The sequence below is a fragment of the Geodermatophilus chilensis genome, assembly GCF_002802985.1.
Lineage (GTDB): Bacteria > Actinomycetota > Actinomycetes > Mycobacteriales > Geodermatophilaceae > Geodermatophilus > Geodermatophilus chilensis.
This window is the reverse complement of sequence record NZ_NVPT01000033.1, coordinates 13,520-34,878: the sequence shown is the minus strand read 5'-3', so window position 1 is coordinate 34,878 and position 21,359 is coordinate 13,520. Positions and strand designations below refer to the sequence as shown.

At 75.0% G+C, this 21,359-nt stretch carries 18 protein-coding genes, 1 tRNA gene and 1 pseudogene; 12 read left to right on the top strand and 8 right to left on the bottom strand.

Translation table 11 applies throughout. The annotated features are described in order from the left end of the window. Positions 1–388, top strand: a 388-nt coding sequence (locus tag CNO22_RS07875; protein ID WP_232806878.1) for an Rv3654c family TadE-like protein, incomplete at its 5' end; no start/stop codon positions are given. 7 nt (positions 389–395) lie between these two features. Here the strand turns inward: CNO22_RS07875 and CNO22_RS07870 are convergent. Together CNO22_RS07870 and CNO22_RS07865 are read right to left on the bottom strand one after the other, a co-directional pair. Next, on the bottom strand, positions 396–809 hold the full coding sequence (locus tag CNO22_RS07870; RefSeq protein WP_100498835.1) for a YybH family protein: 414 nt from the start codon (positions 807–809) through the stop codon (positions 396–398). Continuing rightward, positions 806–2,386, bottom strand: coding sequence for a purine-cytosine permease family protein (locus CNO22_RS07865; RefSeq protein WP_100498834.1), 1,581 nt, complete (start codon positions 2,384–2,386; stop codon positions 806–808). The genes CNO22_RS07870 and CNO22_RS07865 overlap by 4 nt, the downstream gene beginning before the upstream one ends. Positions 2,387–2,581: 195 nt before the next feature. On the opposite strand from CNO22_RS07865, the gene CNO22_RS07860 reads away from it, so the two are divergent. Next, positions 2,582–3,112 (top strand): cupin domain-containing protein, encoded by a 531-nt coding sequence (locus CNO22_RS07860; protein WP_232806877.1) that lies wholly within the window; start codon positions 2,582–2,584, stop codon positions 3,110–3,112. 16 nt (positions 3,113–3,128) lie between these two features. After that, entirely contained in the window at positions 3,129–3,815 is a 687-nt protein-coding gene (locus CNO22_RS07855; RefSeq protein ID WP_100498832.1) for a cyclase family protein, read from the top strand. Positions 3,816–3,817: 2 nt separating this feature from the next. Here the strand turns inward: CNO22_RS07855 and CNO22_RS07850 are convergent, their stop codons facing one another. The 3 genes from CNO22_RS07850 to CNO22_RS07840 all read right to left on the bottom strand — a co-directional run bounded on the left by CNO22_RS07850 (position 3,818) and on the right by CNO22_RS07840 (position 7,695). Next, positions 3,818–4,405, bottom strand: a complete 588-nt coding sequence (locus CNO22_RS07850) for an SDR family oxidoreductase (RefSeq protein WP_100498831.1) — start codon at positions 4,403–4,405, stop codon at positions 3,818–3,820. Next, positions 4,405–5,115: an SDR family NAD(P)-dependent oxidoreductase gene (locus CNO22_RS07845; protein WP_100498830.1), complete on the bottom strand. Its 711-nt coding sequence runs from the start codon at positions 5,113–5,115 to the stop codon at positions 4,405–4,407. Before CNO22_RS07845 ends, CNO22_RS07850 begins: the two co-directional genes overlap by 1 nt. An 87-nt stretch (positions 5,116–5,202) precedes the next feature. Beyond that, positions 5,203–7,695: a DEAD/DEAH box helicase gene (locus CNO22_RS07840; RefSeq protein ID WP_232806876.1), complete on the bottom strand. Its 2,493-nt coding sequence runs from the start codon at positions 7,693–7,695 to the stop codon at positions 5,203–5,205. A gap of 199 nt (positions 7,696–7,894) precedes the next feature. On the opposite strand from CNO22_RS07840, the gene CNO22_RS07835 reads away from it, so the two are divergent. The 6 genes from CNO22_RS07835 (at position 7,895) to CNO22_RS07810 (ending at position 16,927) form a co-directional block, all read left to right on the top strand. Then, a complete protein-coding gene (locus tag CNO22_RS07835; RefSeq protein WP_100498829.1) occupies positions 7,895–10,150 on the top strand; it encodes a sodium-translocating pyrophosphatase in 2,256 nt (751 codons plus the stop codon). Between the two features lie 172 nt (positions 10,151–10,322). Next, positions 10,323–10,640 carry a hypothetical protein gene (locus CNO22_RS07830; RefSeq protein ID WP_100498828.1) on the top strand — a complete coding sequence of 106 codons (318 nt, stop codon included), beginning with the start codon at positions 10,323–10,325 and terminating at the stop codon, positions 10,638–10,640. Beyond that, complete coding sequence (locus CNO22_RS07825; RefSeq protein ID WP_100498827.1) at positions 10,637–12,163, top strand: alpha/beta hydrolase; 1,527 nt, start codon at positions 10,637–10,639, stop codon at positions 12,161–12,163. Before CNO22_RS07830 ends, CNO22_RS07825 begins: the two co-directional genes overlap by 4 nt. Positions 12,164–12,357: 194 nt before the next feature. Then, positions 12,358–15,225, top strand: a complete 2,868-nt coding sequence (gene topA / locus CNO22_RS07820) for a type I DNA topoisomerase (RefSeq protein WP_100498826.1) — start codon at positions 12,358–12,360, stop codon at positions 15,223–15,225. 8 nt (positions 15,226–15,233) lie between these two features. Further along, a complete protein-coding gene (locus CNO22_RS07815; protein ID WP_100498825.1) occupies positions 15,234–15,998 on the top strand; it encodes a class I SAM-dependent methyltransferase in 765 nt (254 codons plus the stop codon). Between the two features lie 170 nt (positions 15,999–16,168). Next, positions 16,169–16,927 (top strand): neutral zinc metallopeptidase, encoded by a 759-nt coding sequence (locus tag CNO22_RS07810; RefSeq protein ID WP_100498824.1) that lies wholly within the window; start codon positions 16,169–16,171, stop codon positions 16,925–16,927. Between the two features lie 4 nt (positions 16,928–16,931). Here the strand turns inward: CNO22_RS07810 and CNO22_RS07805 are convergent, their stop codons facing one another. Next, entirely contained in the window at positions 16,932–17,720 is a 789-nt protein-coding gene (locus CNO22_RS07805; protein WP_100498823.1) for a trans-aconitate 2-methyltransferase, read from the bottom strand. Between the two features lie 93 nt (positions 17,721–17,813). Between CNO22_RS07805 and tmk the strand changes: the two genes are divergently transcribed. The 3 genes from tmk (at position 17,814) to CNO22_RS07790 (ending at position 19,780) form a co-directional block, all read left to right on the top strand. Further along, positions 17,814–18,491 (top strand): dTMP kinase, encoded by a 678-nt coding sequence (gene tmk / locus CNO22_RS07800; protein ID WP_100498822.1) that lies wholly within the window; start codon positions 17,814–17,816, stop codon positions 18,489–18,491. After that, entirely contained in the window at positions 18,488–19,645 is a 1,158-nt protein-coding gene (locus CNO22_RS07795; RefSeq protein WP_100498821.1) for a DNA polymerase III subunit delta', read from the top strand. The genes tmk and CNO22_RS07795 overlap by 4 nt, the downstream gene beginning before the upstream one ends. 59 nt (positions 19,646–19,704) lie before the next feature. Continuing rightward, positions 19,705–19,780 (top strand) — tRNA-Thr (locus tag CNO22_RS07790). 50 nt (positions 19,781–19,830) lie between these two features. Here the strand turns inward: CNO22_RS07790 and CNO22_RS07785 are convergent. Continuing rightward, a pseudogene (locus CNO22_RS07785) lies at positions 19,831–20,564 on the bottom strand (SDR family oxidoreductase); the annotation flags it as partial. 299 nt (positions 20,565–20,863) lie between these two features. Next, positions 20,864–21,358 (bottom strand): inorganic diphosphatase, encoded by a 495-nt coding sequence (locus tag CNO22_RS07780; RefSeq protein ID WP_100498820.1) that lies wholly within the window; start codon positions 21,356–21,358, stop codon positions 20,864–20,866. Position 21,359: the final 1 nt, after the last annotated feature.

Here is a 21,359-nt window from a genome sequence, read left to right as displayed (position 1 = left end):
GCAGATGTGTATAGGGGACAGGAGCCCCCTGTCCCGGGCGGCGGGGGAGCGGGGCTCGGCCACGGTCTGGGTGGTCGCCCTCGCCGGCGTCCTCGCCGCGATCGGGGTGGCGGCGGTGCTCGTCGGGGCGGCGGTGGTGGGCCGGCACCGGGCGGCCACCGCCGCCGACCTCGCGGCCCTGGCCGCCGCCGAGCACGCCGTCCGCGGTGACCCCGGGGCCTGTGCCGTGGCTGGGGAGGTGGCCGGCGCGAACGGTGCCCGGCTGACCGCGTGCACGGTCGGCGACGGGGCGGTGGTGGAGGTCGTCGTCGCGGTGCCCGTCCGGCTCGGCCCGCTGGGCGTCAGCCGGGCCGGCGCCCGGGCGCGGGCCGGTCCGGTCGTGCCCTGAGCTGCCGCTACGCAGCCACCGGCGGGGCCGGCGACAGGTGCTCGTGCACGGCCAGCCACTGCCCCGAGGGCTCCCGGTGGAAGACGATCGTCTCCCGCTCGTGGAGCTCCTCGCGTCCGGCTCGCGTGGACACCGTGGTGTGCACCGCGTGGGTCAGGACGGCGGTGTCCCCGAGCACCTGGACGACCGTGCCGGAGGTCTCGCAGCCGAGCACCCGGAAGTCGTCGTCCCGGACCCACGAGGTCCACTCCCGCCGGTACGCCTCGCGGGAGGCCAGCAGCCGGTCGGTGGTGTGGAACAGGAACGTGGCGTCCTCGCGGAAGCAGGCGAGGTAGCGGTCCAGGTCGCTGCGCCCGAAGGCGGCCACGAGGTCGGCGGCGGCCCGCCGCACCTCGTCGGCGCCGTCGACGTGCCCGGTCACCGGTCGGCCGTCTCGGCGGCGGGCGCCACGTGCCCGCGACGGCCGGCGCGGTGGACGGAGGCACGCGGGTCGTCGGTCACCGGCGGCATCCCGGCCTCCGTGGCCGGCACCAGCCGGGGGCCCTCCGGGCCGAACGCGTACCGGGGCTCGGGGAAGACGAACAGCAGCCCCAGGTAGACCACCGCGGCCAGGCCGAGGGACACGGGCAGGCTGACGTCCACCCCGCCGGCCGCGTTGCGCAGCGGGCCCTCGATCAGCGGCGGGTAGTTGGCGAAGAGCAGGCCGACGATCGCGGCCGGGATCCAGGCCACCATCCCGCGCCAGTTGACGCCCGCGCTGAACCAGTAGCGGCCGCCGACGCGGCCCTGGTTGAAGACCTGGACGTCCTCGGGCGAGTAGTACCCGCGGCGCACCCAGTAGCCGATCATCATGATGACCATCCACGGCGTGGTGCAGATGACGATGGCGCCGATGAAGGCGTTGACGCTGGACAGCAGGTCGAAGACCAGCCGCCCGACCAGGATGAAGACGAACGACAGCGCGCCGATGAACAGCGACGCCTGCACCCGGTTGAGGCGGGGGAAGACCGAGGAGAAGTCCAGCCCGGTCCCGTACAGCGAGGTGACGCCGGTCGACATCCCGCCGAGGAAGGCCACCACCATGAGCAGGACGGCGTACCAGAGCGGCGAGACCTGGATCAGCGCGAAGACGTAGTCGGCCTCGCCGGCCACCAGCGTCGCCGTCCCCACACCGAACAGGAACGGCACGAGGGTGGCCAGCTGGCCCAGGAACGTGGCGCCCATCAGCCGCGACGGGCGGGTGTCGGCGGGGATGTAGCGGGACCAGTCGCCGAGGAAGGCGCCGAAGCTGACCGGGTTGCCCATGACGATCAGCGCGGAGAGCACGAAGGTCGGCCAGAACCCGCCCAGCGCGTAGGCGTCGGGGCCGGGGTCGTAGGAGGGGTCGAAGAGCGTCGCGTAGGCCACCAGGCCGAGCAGCATCAGCGCGGTGTTGGCCAGCACCACGACCTTGTTGACCAGCAGCATCAGCTGGTAGCCGTAGATGACCACCACGATGACCAGGGCGCCGAGCACTGCGTAGACGACCCCGCGCAGCAGGTCGGAGTCCCCGGTGCCGAAGAGCCGGGTGGCCGCGCCGACGAGGGCGTCCCCGCTGACCCACACCGAGATCGAGTAGAACGCCAGCGCGGTCAGCAGCGACAGGAACGAGCCGAGTACGCGGCCACGGACCCCGAAGTGGGCGCCGGAGGAGACGGCGTTGTTGGTGCCGGTCCGCGGGCCGAACAGGCCCATGGGCATGAGGATCAGCGCGCCGACGACCACGCCGACGACGGTCGCCGCCACGGCCTCCACCAGGTCCAGACCCAGCAGCACCGGGAAGGTGCCGAGGATGACCGTGGCGAAGGTGTTCGCCCCGCCGAACTGGATCCGGAACAGGTCGAGGGGCCGCGACGTGCGCTCGGCGTCGGGGATCGTGTCGATGCCGTGCTGCTCGACCTCCGTGGCCCGCGGCCGCCGCTGCTCGGCGGCCAGCCCGGCGACCTCAGCTCCGCTCATGTGCACCTCCGGGTGAGGCGGTGGACGCCCACCGCGGTGCGCTGAGGCTAGAGGCGAGTTGCGTGATGAGCAACGAAAGTTGCCCTGTTGGTGTACCGGCATGCTGGGATGCGGACAGGCGTCGACGGGAGGGGGGCGGGCATGGCGGGCGAGGTCCGGCGACTGACGAGGCCGCACGACCCGGCGGATGCGCTCGTGGGGGCCCGGCTGCGGGCCGCCCGGCAGGCCTCCGGCCTCACCCTCGCCGTCGTCGCCCAGCAGGCCGGGCTCACCAAGGGCTTCCTCAGCCGGCTGGAGCGCGACGAGGTCTCGCCGTCCGTCGCGTCCCTGGTCTCGGTCTGCGGCGTCCTCGGCATCGGCGTCGGGCAGCTGTTCGAGCCGCCCGTCACCTCGCTGGTGCGGGCGGCCGACGCGCCGCCGATCAACTTCGGCGGCCGCGGCCTCCGCGAGGTGCTGCTCACCGCCGGGACGCAGCGGAACCTGCAGGTCATCCGCTCCGTGGTCGAGCCCGGCGAGGGCGGCGGCGAGGAGCTCTACGCGCTCGCGTGCGAGATCGAGTTCGTGCACGTGCTCCGTGGGCGGCTGGAGCTCCGGCTGCCCGGCGAGGCGGTCGTCCTGCACGCCGGCGACGCGTTCACGATGCCGGGCGCCACGCCGCACACCTGGGTCAACCCCTCGACGACCGAGACCTGTGAGGTCCTGTGGGCCCTCACCCCCGCACCGTGACCGACGAGGAGGCCAGGTGACCGGCTCCGCAGCCCCGCCCGTCCGCGAGGTGGTCGACCTCTCGCACCCGCTGGACGACGACACCCCGGTGTACCCGGGCGACCCGGTCGCCCGGTTCACGCCGGCCGCCACGGTCGCGGCCGACGGCTACAACGTCCTGCACGTGCGGATGGGCTCGCAGACCGGCACCCACGTCGACGCCCCGTACCACTTCCTCGACGACGGCGCGCGCATCGACGAGCTCCCCCTGGAGTACTTCCTCGGGCCGGCCGTCGTCGCCGACGTCCGCGGCAAGCCGCCCCACGGCCGGATCGAGTGGGCGGACCTGCGGCCGTGCGCGCACCTGCTCGCCCCCGGGCGGATCCTGCTGCTCCGGACGGGCTGGGACGAGCACTGGGGGACCGACGCCTACTTCGACCACCCGTACCTGGCCGGGGACGCCGCCGCGCGGGTGGTGGCCGCCGGGGTCCGCACGGTCGGGCTGGACGCGCTGAGCCTCGACGAGACCGTCGTCGGAGGCACGCCCGCGGACGGGTTCGCCGCCCACCTGGAGGTGCTCGGCACAGGGGGCGTGATCGTGGAGAACCTGCGCGGCCTGGGTGCCGTCCCGCGGGTCGACCCGGTGGTCAGCGTCCTGCCACTGCGGCTGGCGGGTGCGGACGGCGCCCCGGTGCGGGCGGTGGCGTTCGGTCTGGCCCGCTGAGCTCAGGGGCGCAGCGGTCCGCCGCGCCCCAGGGTGAGCAGCTGCCCCACCACTGCGCCGGCCGCGTCGCTGCACAGGTAGGACACCGCCGCGGCGACCACCTCGGGGGACGGCGGGGACGCGGGGTCGGCGACCAGCTCGTTGACCGTGACGGCGTCCGGCCCGAGGTCGCGGGCGAGGGTCTTGGTCAACGCCACGAGCGCTCCCTGCACCGCGGCGGCGGCCGTCGCGTGCGGGCGGTCGGCCGCCGTCCACCCGCTGCCCAGGAACACCAACCGCCCGGCGTCCGAGCGCCGCAGGACCGGTGCGGCGGCGCGGGCGAGCGCGAAGGCGGGGGTGAGGTGGGCCATCACGTCGGCGGACCACCGCGCCGGGTCGGCGCCGACGAACGGCGCGGGGGCCGGCTGCCCGACGGCGCAGACGAGGACGTCGAGCGCGCCGGACTCCTCGACGGCGTCCGCGACCGCGCCGTCCGGCGCGGCGGTGCCGGGCACGACGGTGACGCGCACGCCCTCGGCGGTCAGCCGGCCGGCGACGGCCCCGGCCACCTCGGCGTCGTCGCAGCGGACGAGGGCGCTCCGGTCGGCCATCAGATCGTCGCTCCTGCGTTGGGGGACAGGACCTGCCCGGAGAGCGCGGTCCCCGCCTCGAGCAGGAACAGCGTGGCCGCGGCGATCTCCCCCGGGCGGACCAGCCGCTGCACCGGCAGGGTGGCCAGGAAGTCGCGGGACCGCCACGGGGAGTCCGCCTCGAGCATGGGGGTGTCCGCCGCGCCGGGCGCGACCGTGTTGACGGCGACCCCGGTGCCCTCCACCTCGGTGGCCAGCGCCCGGGTGAACCCGACGATGGCGCCCTTGCTCGCCGCGTAGTGGACGTCGCCCTGGCTGCCGCCGACGCCCAGGTCCGAGGAGATCGTCACGACGGAGCCCTGGCCCCGGGCCACCATCCGGGGGACGACGGCGGCGCAGGTGGTGGCCGTCCCGGAGAGGTTGACCGCCATCATCCGGTGCCAGCGGGCTTCGTCGACGTCCTCGATCGGGAGGATCTCGTACACGCCCGCCGCGGTGACCAGCGCGGCGACGGGGCCCAGCTCGCGCTCGACCCGGTCGACGGCCGCCCGGACCGCGCCCGCGTCCGTCACATCGGCCTCGACGCCGAGCGCGGTCTCCCCGCTGGGTCGCAGGTCGAGGCCGGCGACCTGCCACCCGGCGGCGGTCAGGGCCCGGGCGATCGCCGCTCCCAGGCCGCTGGCCGCCCCGGTGACGACGGCGACGCGCGGTCCGTCGGGGTCCTCGGCCACGCCACCTCCCGCACGCACCGGTCGACCGTCGGTCGAGCGGCCGGCGGCCAGTCTGTCAGCCGCCTCGGTGCGCCGCGGTCGGCCGGGTCAGAAGACCAGGTCGTCGTCCCCGGCCGCCCCGGGCGCCGACGCGGTCCGGCCGGTGTCGCCCTCGTCGGCAGGGTCCTCGTCTGCGGCGCCCTCGCCGGCCGCCTCCGCGGTGGCCAGCTCGTCGAGGACGACGTCGAGCACCCGGACCGCCCCGGCCTTGTCCAGCGGCTCGTTGCCGTTGCCGCACTTGGGCGACTGCACGCAGGAGGGGCAGCCGCTCTCGCACTCGCAGCTGGCCACCGTCGCCCGGGTCGCCTGCAACCAGCGCCGCAGCACGGCGAACCCGCGCTCGGCGAAGCCCGCGCCGCCGGGGTGCCCGTCGTAGACGACGATCGTGGCCGCGCCGGTGTCGGGGTGCAGGGCGGTCGAGACCCCGCCGAGGTCCCACCGGTCGCAGGTGGCCAGCAGCGGCAGGATGCCGATGGCGGCGTGCTCGGCGGCGTGCAGCGAGCCGGGGAGCTCCGCGTCGTCCACCTCGGCCCGGCCGACGGCCCGCTCGTCGAGGGTCAGCCACACCGCGCGGGTGCGCAGCTGGCGGGCCGGCAGGTCCAGCGGGAACTCGGCGAGCACCTCGCCGGTGCCCAGCCGGCGGCGCTGGTAGGCCACCACCTGGTTGGTGACGTCGACGACGCCGGTGTGCGCGGTGACCGTGCCCAGCGACCGCGACCGGTCGGTGGTGACGATGGCGAGGTCGGTGACGTCGCGCGCCACCGTCGTCCACTCGGGGCTCTCCGGGTGCGCCACCGCCACGGCCTCGTCCACGTCGAACTCGTCGACGACGTAGGTCTCGCCGCGGTGCACGTAGACCGCGCCGGTGTGCACGGTGGCGTGCGCGGCGTCGCCGTCCACGGTGCCCAGCAGCCGCCCGGTGTCGCCCTCGATGATCGTCACCGGCGCCAGCCCGCTGCCCCGGATGTCGACGTCCGGACGGCCGCGCCCCGCCCAGTACCAGCCGGTGGGACGGCGGCGCAGCGCTCCCTCGGCGACCAGTTCCTCGACCAGCGCCTCGGCCGCCGCGCCTCCGAAGTCGGCCAGGTCCTCGGGCACCAGCGGCAGCTCGGCGGCCGCGCAGCACAGCTGTGGCCCCAGCACGTAGGGGTTGGTGGGGTCGGTGACGGTGGCCTCCACCGGCCGGCCGAACACCGCGCGCGGGTGGTGGGCCAGGTAGTGGTCGAGCGGGTCGTCGCGTGCGACGAAGACGACCAGCGACTCCCGCTGCGCCCGCCCCGCCCGGCCGGCCTGCTGCCACAGCGAGGCCAGCGTCCCGGGGTAGCCGGCCAGCACGACGGCGTCCAGGCCGGCGATGTCGATGCCCAGCTCCAGGGCGTTCGTGGTGGCCACCCCGAGCAGCTCGCCGGCCGACAGCGCCCGCTCCAGCTCCCGCCGCTCCTCGGGCAGGTAGCCGCCGCGGTAGGAGTCCACCCGGCGGGCCAGGTCGGCGCGGCCCCGGTCGAGCAGCACGTGCCGGGCCTGCTCGGCGACCGACTCGGCGCTGCGCCGCGACCGGACGAACGCCAGCGTCCGGGCGCCGCGCTCGACCAGGTCGGCCAGCAGGGTGGCGGCGTCGGCGGCCGCCGACCGGCGCAGCGGGGCGCCGTGCTCGCCGGTGCGCTCGGTCAGCGGCGGCTCCCACAGCGCGAAGGTGGCGCCGGGCCGCGGCGAGCCGTCCTCGGTCACGGCGACGACCGGGGCGCCGACCAGGCGGGTGGCCGCCGCGGCCGGCTCGGCCACCGTCGCCGAGGCGAGCAGGAACACCGGCTCGGCGCCGTAGCGACGGCAGATCCGCCGCAGTCGGCGCAGCACGTGGCCGACGTGCGAGCCGAAGACGCCGCGGTAGGCGTGGCACTCGTCGACGACGACGTAGGCCAGCCGGCGCAGGGTGCTCGACCACCTCTGGTGGGCCGGCAGCACGCCGCGGTGCAGCATGTCGGGGTTGGTGACGATCCAGCGCGAGTGCCGCCGGACCCACTCCCGCTCCTCCATCGGGGTGTCGCCGTCGTAGGCCGCGGGGCGCACCGACGGGTCGGCCAGCTCGGCCACCGACGCCAGCTGGTCGCGGGCCAGGGCCTTGGTCGGCGCGAGGTACAGGACGCAGGCGCGGGGGTCCTCGGCGAGCCGGGTCAGCGCCGGCACCTGGTAGGCCAGCGACTTGCCCGACGCCGTCCCGGTCGCCACGACGACGTGCGAGCCGTCGCGGGCCAGCTGCGCGGCCTCGACCTGGTGCCGCCACGGAGCGGACACGCCCTGGGCCTCGAGCCGCGCGCGCAGCTCGGGGCTCACCCACGCGGGCCAGGGCAGGGTGCGGCTGTCCCGCACCGGCATCCGGTGCACGTGGGTGACCGGCTGTTCCTCCTCCGGTGTCCCGGAGAGGACGGCGTCCAGCAGATCGGCCCCCGGCAGCGGCGCGCCGACGGAGGCGGGCGACCCACCCTGGGGAAGAGGGTCCGTGCCGGGAGGGGGAGCCGACCGGACCGGGTGCAACGCGGTCACCGGACCACTGTCACACCTACGGGTGACGTCGCGCTGGCTCCGGTGCCCGAACTCGACCGGCTGCGGGACTACCGGTACGGGGTGTGATCTCCCTTACACTCCGGCGGCACCAGCCGTGCAGGCCCGTGCGTGCTGGACACGTACCTCCGCCGACCGGAGCGAGTGTGCCCCGGTGGCAGCCGACCGCTGGGAGGAACACATGCCGGACAGTGCGCTCTCCGGCGGGGACATCGTGCTGGTGGCGATCGTCCTCGCCGTCTCGCTCGCCGCTCTCGCCTTCGCCGCCTACCTGATCCGCGCGGTCATGGCCGCCGACCAGGGCACCCCGACGATGCGCGAGATCGCGCAAGCGGTGCAGGAGGGCGCCGCGGCGTACCTGCGCAGACAGTTCCGTACGCTCGGCGTCTTCGCCGTCATCGTCTTCCTGCTCCTGCTGGTCCTCCCCGTGCACGACGGCGGCTGGGGGACCCGCATCGGCCGCGCGCTGTTCTTCCTGGTCGGCGCGCTGTTCTCGGCGGCGGTCGGCTTCATCGGGATGACCCTGGCCACCCGCGGCAACGTGCGGGTGGCCGCCGCCGCGCGCACCGGCGGCTACCGGCCGGCCTTCCGCATCGCGTACCGCACCGGTGGGGTGTGCGGGATGATCACCGTCGGCCTGGGCCTGTTCGGTGCCGCCCTCGCGCTGCTGCTGTTCGACGAGACCGCCCCGGTGGTGCTCGAGGGCTTCGGCTTCGGCGGGGCGCTGCTGGCGATGTTCATGCGCGTCGGCGGCGGCATCTTCACCAAGGCCGCCGACGTCGGCGCCGACCTCGTCGGGAAGGTCGAGGCCGGCATCCCCGAGGACGACCCCCGCAACGCGGCCACGATCGCCGACAACGTGGGCGACAACGTGGGTGACTGCGCCGGCATGGCCGCCGACCTGTTCGAGTCCTACGCGGTCACCCTGGTCGCCGCGCTCATCCTCGGCCAGGTCTTCTTCGGCGCCGTCGGCATGGTCTTCCCTCTCGTGGTCGCCGCGATCGGGGTGATCGCGTCGGTCGTCGGCATCCTGGCCAGCAACCCGGGCAAGGGCGACGCCAGCGGGCTCGCGCCGATCAACCGCGGGTTCTTCACCTCGGCGGTGGTCTCGCTCGTCCTCGTCGCGGCGGCGTCCTTCACCGTGCTGCCCGGCGTCGCCGACATCCCCGACAGCGTGGTCAGCCCCCAGGTGCTCGGCTTCGTGGCGGTGCTGGTCGGCATCGTGCTCGCCGCCGCCATCCAGCAGCTCACCGGCTACTTCACCGAGACCAGTCGCAAGCCGGTCCAGGACGTCGGGCGCAGTTCGCTGACGGGCCCGGCGACGGTGATCCTCTCCGGCATCTCCCTCGGGCTGGAGTCGGCGGTGTACGCGGCGTTGCTCATCGGCGCCGCCGTCTACGGGGCCTTCCTGATCGGTGGCGGTGCGGCGCTCTACGCCGTCGCCCTGGCCGGCTGCGGTCTGCTGACGACAGCGGGCGTCATCGTCTCGATGGACACCTTCGGCCCGGTGAGCGACAACGCGCAGGGCATCGCGGAGATGTCCGGCGACATCGACGAGGAGGGCGCCCGCGTGCTCACCGACCTCGACGCGGTCGGCAACACGACCAAGGCCATCACCAAGGGCATCGCGATCGCGACCGCCGTCCTCGCCGCGACGGCGCTGTTCGGCTCCTACAACGAGCAGGTGCGCGTGGCCCTCGACGGCGCGGACCTCGGGGAGGCCTTTAGCCTGGTCGACCCGAGCAACGTCGTGGGGGCGGTGCTGGGCGCGGCCGTGGTCTTCTTCTTCTCCGGCCTGGCGATCAGCGCCGTCTCCCGCGCGGCCGGTCGCGTGGTCTTCGAGGTGCGGGAGCAGTTCCGCACCCGGCCCGGGATCATGAACCGCACCGAGCGCCCGGACTACAGCGCCGTCGTCGACATCTGCACCAAGGACTCGCTGCGCGAGCTCGCGACCCCCGGCCTGCTCGCCGTCCTCGCCCCCGTGGCCGTCGGCTTCGGGCTCGGCTTCGGGGCGCTGGCGGCCTACCTGGTCGGGGCGATCGCGGCCGGCACGCTCATGGCCGTCTTCCTCGCCAACTCCGGGGGCGCCTGGGACAACGCCAAGAAGATGGTCGAGGACGGCGCCTACGGCGGGAAGGGCAGCGAGGCGCACGCGGCCACGGTCATCGGCGACACCGTCGGCGACCCCTTCAAGGACACCGCGGGCCCGGCCATCAACCCGCTGATCAAGGTGATGAACCTGGTGGCGCTGCTCATCGCGCCGGCCGTGGTGGGCCTGTCGGTGGGCGAGGGGCAGAACACCGCCGCCCGCATCGCGATCGCGGTGGTCGCCGCGTTGATCGTCGTCGGCGCCGTGGTGGTGTCCAAGCGTCGCTCCGTCGTGGTGGGCGGGGCCTCCGCCGACGCCCCCACCTCGCTGACCACCAGCGTCCCCTGACCGCACGCCCAGGACCCTCGGGCACGGGCGCGCCGCTCGGCGCTCCCGTGCCCGGTCTGTGGACGGCGACCGGCGCTGTGGACGCGCACCGCGGGGACGACGCCGGGCCGTCCTAGCGTCCCGCCGCACCGGACCCGCCGTGGGCCCGGGACAGACGCCGGGAGGTCCTGACGTGTCCGCAACGATCGCCGCGGAGTTCGACGCCATCGACGCGCTGGCCGCCGAGCTGGCCGGCCTCGCCGCCGAGCTCTCCGCGGAGGCACGGCTGTGCCGATCCACCGCGGTCTCCCTGGGGACGGCGGTCAGCGGGGGAGCCGGGGAGAGTGCCGGCGCCGCCGGCTCGGGTTGGGGCGCCGCCCTGGAGCTGCTCGGCCAGCAGACCGGGGCGCTCGCGGCGACCCTGTCCGCGGCCGTGGACTCGTACCGGGCTGCCGACGCCGCGCTGGCCGACCGGGTGCTCGCCCGGCGGTACACCCCGGCCGCCCGGTGAGCGCCCCCACCCTCGGCGAGGTCGCCGGGTGGGACCTCCCGCTGCTGCGCGGGGCGGTCTGGACCCTGGACTCGGTCGCCGGGGCGCTGCCGGCCTGGCGCGCCCGGGTGGAGGCCGTCGGCCGCTCGCTGGAGGACGCCCACTGCTGGTACGGGCCGGCCGCGCAGTCCGCAGGCGCCGCGCTCGTGGAGGTCTCGACGGTCGCCACCGCGGTCACCGCCGCCCTCGACGAGTCGCTCGAGCAGGCGCAGCGCCTGCTGGCCGAGGCGGAGACCGCCCAGGAGCTCGCCGAGCGCGCGCTGGCCGCTGCCGCGTCGGTCCCCGTCGTGCTCGACGGCGTCGGGCGACTGGTCTCGCTGCCGGCCGCGCCGGTCGGCGCCGAGCCCGGCCTCGGCGCCGACCAGACCGCCGTCGCGCTGCAGGCGCAGGAGCTGGCTGCGGAAGCGCTGCAGGCTGCGGCGCTCGCCGGACTCGCCGCAGGTGAGGCGAGGGACGCCCTCGTCCGACTGGGCGTGAGCAGCACCCTCGCGCCCGCGACCTTCGACGACCTGTCCTGGTCGGTGGCCACGTCGACCACGACGGTCTGGGTGCCGTGCCCACCGACCGGCGCGGGCCCCGCCGCGGTGGCCGAGTGGTGGGCGACTCTCTCGACGGTCGAGCGGAACAGCGCGATACGCGCCGACCCCGGCCGGGTCGGCGCGCTCGAGGGGCTGCCGGCCTGGGCTCGTGACGAGGCGAACAGGTCGGCCCTCAGCCGGGTGCTGACGGATGAGCCCGCGCCCGGGCACGAGATCGCCGTCTCGGTGGCGGCGGAGTTGGCCAGGAAGGAGGCGGCAGGCGAGGAGGTGCAGCTGCACCAGTTCCAGCCGGAGGAGGGGTTGGTCGCCCTGGCGGTCGGGGACCTGGACACCGCGGACCACGTGGCGTTGCTCGTACCCGGCACCGGCAACGACCCGATCGAGGACCTGGACGACCTCGTCGACCACGCTGGTGTCGTGGCGGACGCCACGACGGCGGCAGCTCCGGGGGCCGCCGTCGCGGCCATCGCGTGGATGGGTTACCGGACGCCGTCGAACCTGGCCAAGGCGTCCAGCCCGCACCATTCCTGGCCCGGCGGCCGGGCGCTGGACGCGACGTTGGACGGGCTCGCGGCGGCGCGGGTGGGCGCACCCGGAGGACGTCCGCACACCACCCTCATCGGGCACAGCTACGGCACCCTGGTCATCGACCGGGCGGCGGACGCGCCGGGCCGGCTGGCTGCCCACGACGTGGTCCTGCTCGGCAGTCCGGGGATGGACAACCGAGCTCCTGAGCTCGAGGTCGAGCGGGTGTACGAGGCCTCGGCGCCGGTCGATCCGATCACCTGGGCCGAGTTCCACGGGGAGCAGACGTGGGAGGACTCCTACGGCGCCGTCGAGCTGCCGACCGACCCGGCGATGATGCACTGGGAGTACTACGACGAGTGGTCCCCGACGCGGGCGGCGGTCGGTGAGGTGGTGGCCGGCGTCCGGGAGCCGGCATGACCCGGGGCGGCCCGGGAACACGGCGCGACCCCCGGCCATTGGATCGGGTGACGGCACGCCCACGGTGGGTCGCCACCGGGCTCCCGGTCGGCCCCGTGGCCTACCGTGTCGTGGCCGAGGGCATGCGGGCAGCGACCGCGTCGTCCGGCGCCGGACCGTCGGCGCCTGCACCGAGCACCACCGACAGGAGCACCGTGGCACCCACGAAGACCACGAACACCGGCACCTCTGCCGCCGCGTCCACCGCGGGCGGCACGAGCACCCCTGCCCGCCGCCGGACCGCCGCGGGCGGCGGGCGACCGCTGGTCATCGTGGAGTCCCCGACCAAGGCCGGGAAGATCGCCGGGTACCTGGGCAACGGCTACGTCGTCGAGGCCAGCGTCGGGCACATCCGCGACCTGCCGCGCAACGCCGCGGACGTACCGGCCGAGCACAAGGGCGCGTCCTGGGCCCGGCTCGGCGTCGACGTCGACAACGCCTTCGAGCCGCTCTACGTGGTCAGCCCCGACCGCAAGCAGCAGGTCAGCCGGCTCAAGCAGCTGGTGAAGGACGCCAGCGAGGTCTACCTCGCCACCGATGAGGACCGCGAGGGCGAGGCCATCGCCTGGCACCTGGTCGACACCCTCAAGCCGCGCGTGCCGGTGCGCCGCATGGTCTTCCACGAGATCACCCCCGAGGCGATCGCCCGCGCCGTCGCCAACCCGCGGGAGCTGGACACCGCGCTGGTCGACGCGCAGGAGACCCGCCGCATCCTCGACCGGCTCTACGGCTACGAGGTCAGCCCCGTGCTGTGGAAGAAGGTGCTGCCGAAGCTCTCGGCGGGCCGGGTGCAGTCCGTGGCCACCCGGATCGTGGTCGAGCGGGAACGGGAGCGGATGGCCTTCCGCTCCGCCGACTACTGGTCGCTCGAGGGCACCTTCGCGGTCACCGGCCGGCGCACCGGCGCCGACGAGGGCGAGCCGGCGACCCTGCGCGCCCGCCTGGTCAGCGTCGACGACAGCCGGGTCGCGACCGGCCGCGACTTCGACCCGGCCACCGGCCGAGCGACCGGCGAGGTCGTGCACCTCGACGAGGCGGGCGCCCGTGGCCTGGCCGCCCGGCTCGAGGGCCGGCAGGTCACCGTCAGCCGGGTCGACGAGAAGCCGTACCGGCGCCGCCCGTACGCGCCGTTCACCACCTCGACGCTGCAGATGGAGGCCGGCCGCAAGCTCGGCTGGTCCTCGGCGCAGGTCATGCGGGTGGCGCAGCGGCTGTACGAGAACGGCCACATCACCTACATGCGGACCGACTCGACCAACCTGTCGAACGAGGCCATCAATGCCGCCCGCACCCAGGCCCGGGAGCTGTACGGCGACGCCTACGTCCCGGCCGAGGCGCGCCGCTACGCCAAGAAGGCCAAGGGCGCGCAGGAGGCGCACGAGGCGATCCGGCCCGCCGGCGACAGCTTCCGCACCCCCGGTCAGCTCGCCGGCCAGCTCGCCCGCGACGAGTTCCGGCTCTACGAGCTGATCTGGCAGCGGACCATCGCCTCGCAGATGGCCGACGCCGTCGGCCAGAGCGTCAGCATCCGGCTGGCCGGGCGCAGCAGCACCGACGAGGCGGTCGAGTTCACCGCCAGCGGCCGCACCATCACCTTCCCCGGCTTCCTCCGCGCCTACGTCGAGTCGCGCGACGAGGGCGCCGCCGGCGACGACGACCACGGCAGCGACGACGCCGAGCGCCGGCTGCCGCGGGTCGAGCGCGGCCAGCAGCTCGACACCCGGGAGCTGGAGGCCAAGGGGCACTCGACGACCCCGCCGTCCCGTTACACCGAGCCGAGCCTGGTCGCGCGGCTGGAGGAGCTGGGCATCGGTCGCCCCTCCACCTACGCGTCGATCATGCAGACCATCCAGGACCGCGGGTACGTCTGGAAGAAGGGCTCCGCGCTGGTGCCCACCTTCGTGGCCTTCGCCGTGGTGTACCTGCTCGAGCAGCACTTCGCCCAGCTCGTCGACTACGACTTCACCGCCTCGCTGGAGAACGAGCTCGACGAGATCGCCGCCGGTGACCTGCGCCGGGTCGACTGGCTGACCGAGTTCTACTTCGGCGGCGAGGGTCGGCACGCCGGCGGGATCGCCGCCTCCGGCGGGCTCAAGTCGGTCATCGGCCAGCAGCTGGAGGAGATCGACGCCCGCGGGGTGAACTCGATCCTGCTGCGGGCCACCGGGCCGAACGGCGAGCCGGTGGTCGTCCGGGTCGGGCGCTACGGGCCCTACCTGCAGGTCGGTGGCGAGGACGGTCCCCGCGTCAGCCTCCCCGAGGACCTCGCCCCCGACGAGCTGACCCAGGAGAAGGTCGAGGAGCTGCTCGCCGCGCCGTCCGCCGACCGCGCGCTCGGCACCGACCCGGAGTCCGGGCTGCCGGTGGTGGTCAAGGCCGGCCGGTACGGCCCCTACGTCACCACCGTCGTGCCCGAGGGCAGCAAGGAGAGCCCGCGGACGGCGAGCCTGCTCTCGTCGATGTCCCCGGAGACGGTCACGCTCGACGACGCCCTCAAGCTGCTGACCCTGCCGCGCACGGTCGGCACCGCGCCGGACGGCGAGGAGATCCAGGCGCTCAACGGCCGCTACGGGCCGTACCTGAAGAAGGGCACCGACTCCCGGTCGCTGGAGTCCGAGGACCGGCTGTTCACCGTCACCCTCGACGAGGCGCTGGCCGTCTTCGCCCAGCCCAAGCAGCGGGGACGCCGCGCCGCCGCCGCGCCGCTCAAGGAGCTGGGCGCCGACCCGGTCACCCAGGGCACGGTCACCGTCCGCGAGGGCCGGTTCGGCCCGTACGTGTCCGACGGTGAGACCAACGCCAGCCTGCGCAAGGGCGACGACGTCGAGAGCATCACCCTCGAGCGCGCCGCCGAGCTGCTGGCCGACCGCCGCGCCAACCCGAGCACGAAGAAGGCCACCAAGAAGAAGGCCGCCGCCAAGAAGACGACGGCCAAGAAGGTGACCACGGCCGCGAAGAAGACGACCGCCACGAAGACGACGAAGAAGGCAGCGGCCGGCAGCGACGCCGTCCCCGCGAGCTGACCGTCCCTGTGCGGGAGGACGGGCTCGATCCCGAGGCCTGGCGGCAGCGCCGGACCTCGTTCGGGTCCGTCGCCGCCGGCTACGCCGCCCACCGGCCGGACTACCCGGCCGACGCGGTGGCCTTCCTGGTCGGGGAGCGCCCGCGGCGCGTGCTCGACCTGGGCGCCGGTACCGGTCTGCTCACCGGCGTGCTGCTCGCGGCCGGGCACGAGGTGGTGGCCGTCGACCCGGCCGAGCCGATGCTGGCCGAGCTGCGCGCCCGCCACCCGCAGGTGCCCACGCACGTCGGCGACGCGGAGGCCGTCCCGCTGCCGGACGCCAGCGTCGACGCCGTCGTCGCCGGGCAGGCCGCGCACTGGTTCGACCCGGAGCCCGCGGCGGTGCAGCTGCGCCGGGTGCTGCGCCCCGGTGGCGTGGTCGGCCTGGTGTGGAACACCCGCGACGAGGAGGTCCCCTGGGTGGCGGCGCTCGGCCGGGCACTGGCTGCCGAGGCGCGTGGCCACGAGGCCGACCAGGGCGTCGTCGAGGCCTTCGCCCACGCACTCGGCGCCCGGGTCGAGCACCACCGCTCGGCTGTCGTTCAGCGGCTGCGCCCCGAGCAGGTGGTCGCCGGCATCGCCACCCGCAGCTACGTCGCCACGATGGACGACGCCCGGCGGCACGAGTTCCTGGGCGAGGTGCGCGCCGTGCTCGACACCCACCCCGACACCCGCGGCCGCGACCTCGTCGACCTGCCCTACCGCACCGACGCCTACCGGCTGACCTCAGCCTGATCCCGGGCGGGAGAGCGGCCCGGTGGGCGACCCACCGGACCGTTGCGGCCACCCTCGGTCACGAACGCACCCACGGCCGGCCGCAGGAAGCCGACGGCGTCCCGGCGCACCTTGCGGGCCCTCCCCGGCATCCCCCTAGCCTGCGCGCGTCCTCACGGAGGGAGCAGGCCATGGCGACGCGCGCAGGCCGACTGTCGATCGCTCTCCTGACCGCCGTGCTCCTCGGCGCGGCGACTCCGGCCGCGGCCGACCCCCCGGGAGCCGCGGGCTACGCGGCGATCCCGCTGCAGGTGACCGGTCCGGACGGCGCCGCCACCGACGACCTCGACACCGACTACGCCATGGCGCTGGACGCCGTGGACACCTGGTGGCGCACCCACTGGAACGACCACTTCCCCGGCCGGTACACCGCGCCCGGGCTGGCCCCGGCCGCACGTGCGCCCGGGCTCTACGACGCGCCGGCCGAGCAGGTGTACTGCGGTGACCTGCTGCTCCCCGAGGGCAACGCCTACCACTGCCCGATCGGCGGCTTCCTCGCCTTCGAGGTCGACCTGATGCTGCTGTCGCAGCAGGTGGGCGACGCCTTCGTCTACGTGGTCGTCGCGCACGAGTGGGCGCACTCGATGGTCTCCCACCTCGACCCGGCGCTGGTGTCGGAGGCCTACGAGCTGCAGGCCGACTGCCTGGCCGGGGCCGCGCTGCAGGGCGCCGTCGACGACGGGCTCCTGACCCTGGAGTCCGGTGACGCGGAGGAGTTCACCGCCTCGCTGACCGCCGTCGCCAGCGAGAACGAGTGGGGCACGGTGTACGTCGACGCGAACGGCCAGCCGCAGACCGAGACCCACGGCAGCGCCCAGGAGCGCATCGACGCCTTCGAGCGGGGCGGCACCGACGGGGTCCGCGCCTGCCTGCCGAACTCCGTCGGCTGACCGGTCAGGCGGCGTGCCCGACGGCGAACACCCGCCGGAAGGGCAGCAGCGTCGTCCCGTCCGGACGGCGCGGGTAGGCCGCGCGCAGCGCCGCGGCGTACTCCGCGGTCAGCTCGGCGGCGTCGTCCTCCTCGAGCCGGCCGAGCACCGGGCGCAGCACGGTCGAGCGCACCCAGCCGAGCACCGGGTCGTCCCCGCGCAGCACGTGCAGGTAGGTCGTCTCCCAGGCGTCCGTGGTCAGTCCCGCACCGGCGAGCACCTCCAGGTAGCCGGCCGGGTCGAGCACCGCGTCGGGCGCCGGTGCCGCATCGCCCACGAGCCCCGCCCAGCGCGGCGAGCGGCACAGCTCGGCCAGCAGTGCGTGCGTCGGTGCCCGCCAGTTCCCGGGCACCTGCAGCGCCAGCCAGCCACCGGGCGCCAGCTGCCCGGCCCACCGGCGCAGCAGGTCGGCGTGCCCGGGCACCCAGTGCAGGACGGCGTTGGTGACCAGGACGTCGACCGGTCCGTCCGGCTGCCACTCCCGCACGTCGCCGAGGGTGAACGCCACCCGGCCGGGGACGGCGTGCGCAGCGGCCGCGGCCAGCATCTCCGGCGAGGAGTCGACGCCGGTGACCCGCGCACCCGGCCACCGCTGCGCCAGCGACGCGGTCAGCGCGCCCTCACCGCAGCCCAGGTCGACGACGGTCCCCGGCTCCCGTGCGCCGACGCGGGCGAGCAGGTCGGTGAACGGCCGCGCCCGCTCGTCGCCGAAGCGCAGGTAGCCGGCGGGGTCCCAGGCAGCGGTGCTCGTCACGTCCCGACCCTAGGGCCGGGGAGCCGGGGACCGTCGGTCCCGGCCGGTACCGTGGCTGCCGCCGTGCCGCCACCCATCCAGCCCGGGAGCCCCGTGTCCGACGACGGTCCGCCCGCCCTCCCCGTCGAGGCCGTCGGTCGTCCCGGTGGGCTGTTCATCGCGTTCGAGGGCGGCGAGGGCGCGGGCAAGTCCACCCAGGTCCGGCTGCTCTGCGAGTGGCTGACCGCGCAGGGCCGGACGGCGCGGGCCACCTTCGAACCCGGCGGCACCCCCACCGGTGCCGCCGTCCGGGCGATCGTGCTGGACCGCGCGCACACCGACCTGTCCCCGCGGGCGGAGGCGCTGCTGTACGCCGCCGACCGCGCCCAGCACGCGCACGCCGTCCTGCACCCCGCGCTGGCGGCCGGCGAGGTGGTCGTGACCGACCGGTACGTCGACAGCTCGCTGGCCTACCAGGGCGCCGGGCGCACCATCGGCCTGGACGACGTCGCGGCGATCTCCCGCTGGGCCACCCAGGGGCTGCGCCCGGACCTCACCGTGCTGCTCGACCTGCCGCCGGAGACCGGGCTCGCCCGTGCCCGCGGCCGGGCGGTCGCCGACCGGCTGGAGTCGGAGTCGCTGGAGTTCCACCAGCGGGTCCGCGACACCTTCCGCACGCTCGCCGCGGCCGAGCCCGGGCGCTACCTGGTGGTCGACGCCACGCGCGGCGTCGAGGAGATCGCCGCCGACGTCCGCGAGCGGGTCGGTGCGCTGCTGGAGGTGCGCGCATGAGCGTCTGGGAGCAGGTGGTGGGTCAGCCCGCGGTGGTCGCGGAGCTGCAGGCCGCGGTGGCCGACCCGGCCGCGATGACCCACGCCTGGCTGTTCACCGGCCCGCCGGGATCGGGGCGGTCGGTCGCCGCCCGCGCCTTCGCCGCCGCGCTGCAGTGCCCAGAGGGCGGGGACGGTACCTGCCACGCCTGCCGCACCGTGCTCGCCGGCACCCACGCCGACGTGACCGTCATCGTCCCGGACGGGCTGTCGATCGGCGTCCTGGAAGCCCGCGAGCTGGTGCGGGTGGCGGGCCGGGCCCCCTCCCAGGGGCGCTGGCAGATGATCATCGTCGAGGACGCCGACCGGATGAGCGAGGCGGCGGCCAACGCGGTGCTGAAGATGATCGAGGAACCGCCGCCGCGGACCGTGGTCATGCTCTGCGCGCCGAGCCTGCACCCCGACGACGTCCCGGTGACCATCCGCTCCCGGTGCCGGGTGATGAGCCTGCGCACCCCCGAGGTCGACGCCGTCGCCGACGTGCTGGTCCGCCGGGACGGCGTGGACCCGGCGCTGGCCGCCTGGTCCGCCGGCGCCTCGGGCGGCCACGTCGGACGGGCCCGGCGGCTGGCCCGGGACGAGGACGCGCGGATGGCCCGCAAGGCCGTCCTCGACGTGCCGTTGTCCCTCGTGTCGCTCGCCGCCTGCCTCAACGCCGCGGACGACCTCGTGGGAGCGGCGCAGGAGGAGACCGACGCCGCGACCGGGGCGCTGAACGGCGCCGAGACCGAGGCCCTCAAGGCCAGCCTGGGAGTCGGCGCCCGGGGGCCGGGTGTCGCAGCCGCCAGCCGGGGGGCGGGGCAGCTCAAGGAGCTCGAGAGGCGGCAGAAGTCGCGCGCCACCCGCATCGGCCGGGACTCCCTCGACCGGGCGCTGGTGGACCTCGCCGGGCTGTACCGGGACGCACTGGTGCTGCACGCCGCGCCGTCCGAGCCGCTGCCGCTGAACCACCCGGACCGCCGCGCCGACGCCGAGGAGCTGGCCCGGCGGATCGGTGCCGAGGGGGCGCTGCGGCGCATCGACGCCGTCCTCGCCTGCCGGAAGGCGCTGGAACAGAACGTGAAGCCGCAGGTCGCGGTGGAGGCGCTGACCGTGGCGCTGCGCCTGCCGTCATGACCCGTCGGGGCCTGCGCCGGAGCAGCCGGGCGGTCACGTAAGCTGGCTTGCGCACATCCGCCGCCTTAGCTCAGTCGGTAGAGCATCTCACTCGTAATGAGAAGGTCGTCGGTTCGATTCCGACAGGCGGCTCCACCCAGCGGCCCCGTCCACCCGGACGGGGCCGCCGTCACGTTGCGGGTCGGTCAGACCATGACGATCCCGCCGTCGATCATCACCGACTGCCCGGTCATGTAGTCCGCGTCCGGCCCGGCGAGGTAGGAGTCGAACCCGGCGACGTCCTCGGGCGTCTGCACCCGGCCCAGCGCGATGAGCTCGGAGTACTTCGCCATGGCCTCGCCCTTCCCCAGGCCGAGTGCCTCGCCGAGCCGCTCGTCGATCAGCTCCCACATGGCGGTGTCGACGATCCCCGGGGCAGTAGGCGTGCACGGTGATCCCGTGCGGGGCGAGCTCCTTCGCGGCGGCCTGGGTGAGCCCCGTACCGCGAACTTGGTGGCGCTGTCGTGGCCGAGGCGGTCGAAGCCGGCGTGCCCGGCGATGGACGACGCGCTGATGATCTTCCCGCCGCCGCCCTGCGCGATCATCCGCTCGACCGCGGCCTGGATGCAGTAGACGACCCCGAAGACGTTGACGTCGAACACCCGGCGGAGGTCCTCGGGGGTGACCTCCAGGAGCGTCTTCACCTGGGCCACCCCGGCGTTGGCCACCATCACGTCGACGCTGCCAGGGCGTCGGCCGCCCGGTCGACCATCCCGGACACCGCGTCCCGGTCCGTCACGTCCGCCGGCACTGCGACCGACCGCCCACCGGCCGCGCCGATCTCCTCGGCGACCGCCTCGGCGCCCCCGCCGTCGACGTCGTTCACCGCGACCGCGTGTCCGTCCCGGGCCAGGCGGAGCGCGATCGCGCGGCCGATGCCCCGCCCGGCGCCGGTGACGAGCGCGGCGCTCACCGCTCGACCGCCGTCCGGGCCGTCGACCGCGGGTGCTGGTCCGGTGTCATGGCTGACCCCCTCCTCGGTCCGGGCCGTCTGGGGAGGCCCGGAGGAGGTGGGGGCAACCGACGGCGCAGCCGGCCCACAACCGTTGCGGGAGGTTGCAGGGCGGCCCGTCGTGGAGCCCCCGGACACGCCGACGGCGGCGCACCCGGGGAGGGGTGCGCCGCCGTCGGCGTCCGTCGTGCGCTCGGCGGCCGCTCGAAGAGGGCCAGGGACCGGGGTCAGTGGTGGGCTTCGGCTTCCTCCGCCCGCTGGATCGAGGCGTTGATCTCCGTCTCGGCCTCCTCGCGGCCGACCCACTCGGCGCCCTCGACCGACTTGCCCGGCTCCAGGTCCTTGTAGGTCTCGAAGAAGTGCTGGATCTCCAGCCGGTCGAACTCCGACACGTCCGTGATGTCCTTGAGGTGCGACATCCGGGGGTCGGTCGCCGGGACGGTGAGGACCTTGTCGTCCCCGCCCGCCTCGTCGGTCATGCGGAACATGCCGATGGCCCGGCAGGTGATCAGGCACCCGGGGAACGTCGGCTCGTCGAGGAGCACCAGGGCGTCGAGCGGGTCGCCGTCCTGGCCCAGGGTGTTCTCGATGTAGCCGTAGTCCGCCGGATAGCGGGTGGAGGTGAACAGCATCCGGTCCAAGCGGATGCGTCCGGTGGCGTGGTCCAGCTCGTACTTGTTCCGCTGGCCCTTCGGGATTTCTACCGTCACGTCGAACTGCACG

Excerpts from the sequence above, each read along its gene's own strand:
- CNO22_RS07850 (WP_100498831.1), bottom strand. The coding sequence starts at position 4,405 with ATGGCCGACCGGAGCGCCCTCGTCCGCTGCGACGACGCCGAGGTGGCC.
- CNO22_RS07810 (WP_100498824.1), top strand. The coding sequence starts at position 16,169 with ATGGCGACGCGCGCAGGCCGACTGTCGATCGCTCTCCTGACCGCCGTG.
- CNO22_RS07795 (WP_100498821.1), top strand. The coding sequence starts at position 18,488 with ATGAGCGTCTGGGAGCAGGTGGTGGGTCAGCCCGCGGTGGTCGCGGAG.
- CNO22_RS07865 (WP_100498834.1), bottom strand. The coding sequence starts at position 2,386 with ATGAGCGGAGCTGAGGTCGCCGGGCTGGCCGCCGAGCAGCGGCGGCCG.
- CNO22_RS07835 (WP_100498829.1), top strand. The coding sequence starts at position 7,895 with ATGCCGGACAGTGCGCTCTCCGGCGGGGACATCGTGCTGGTGGCGATC.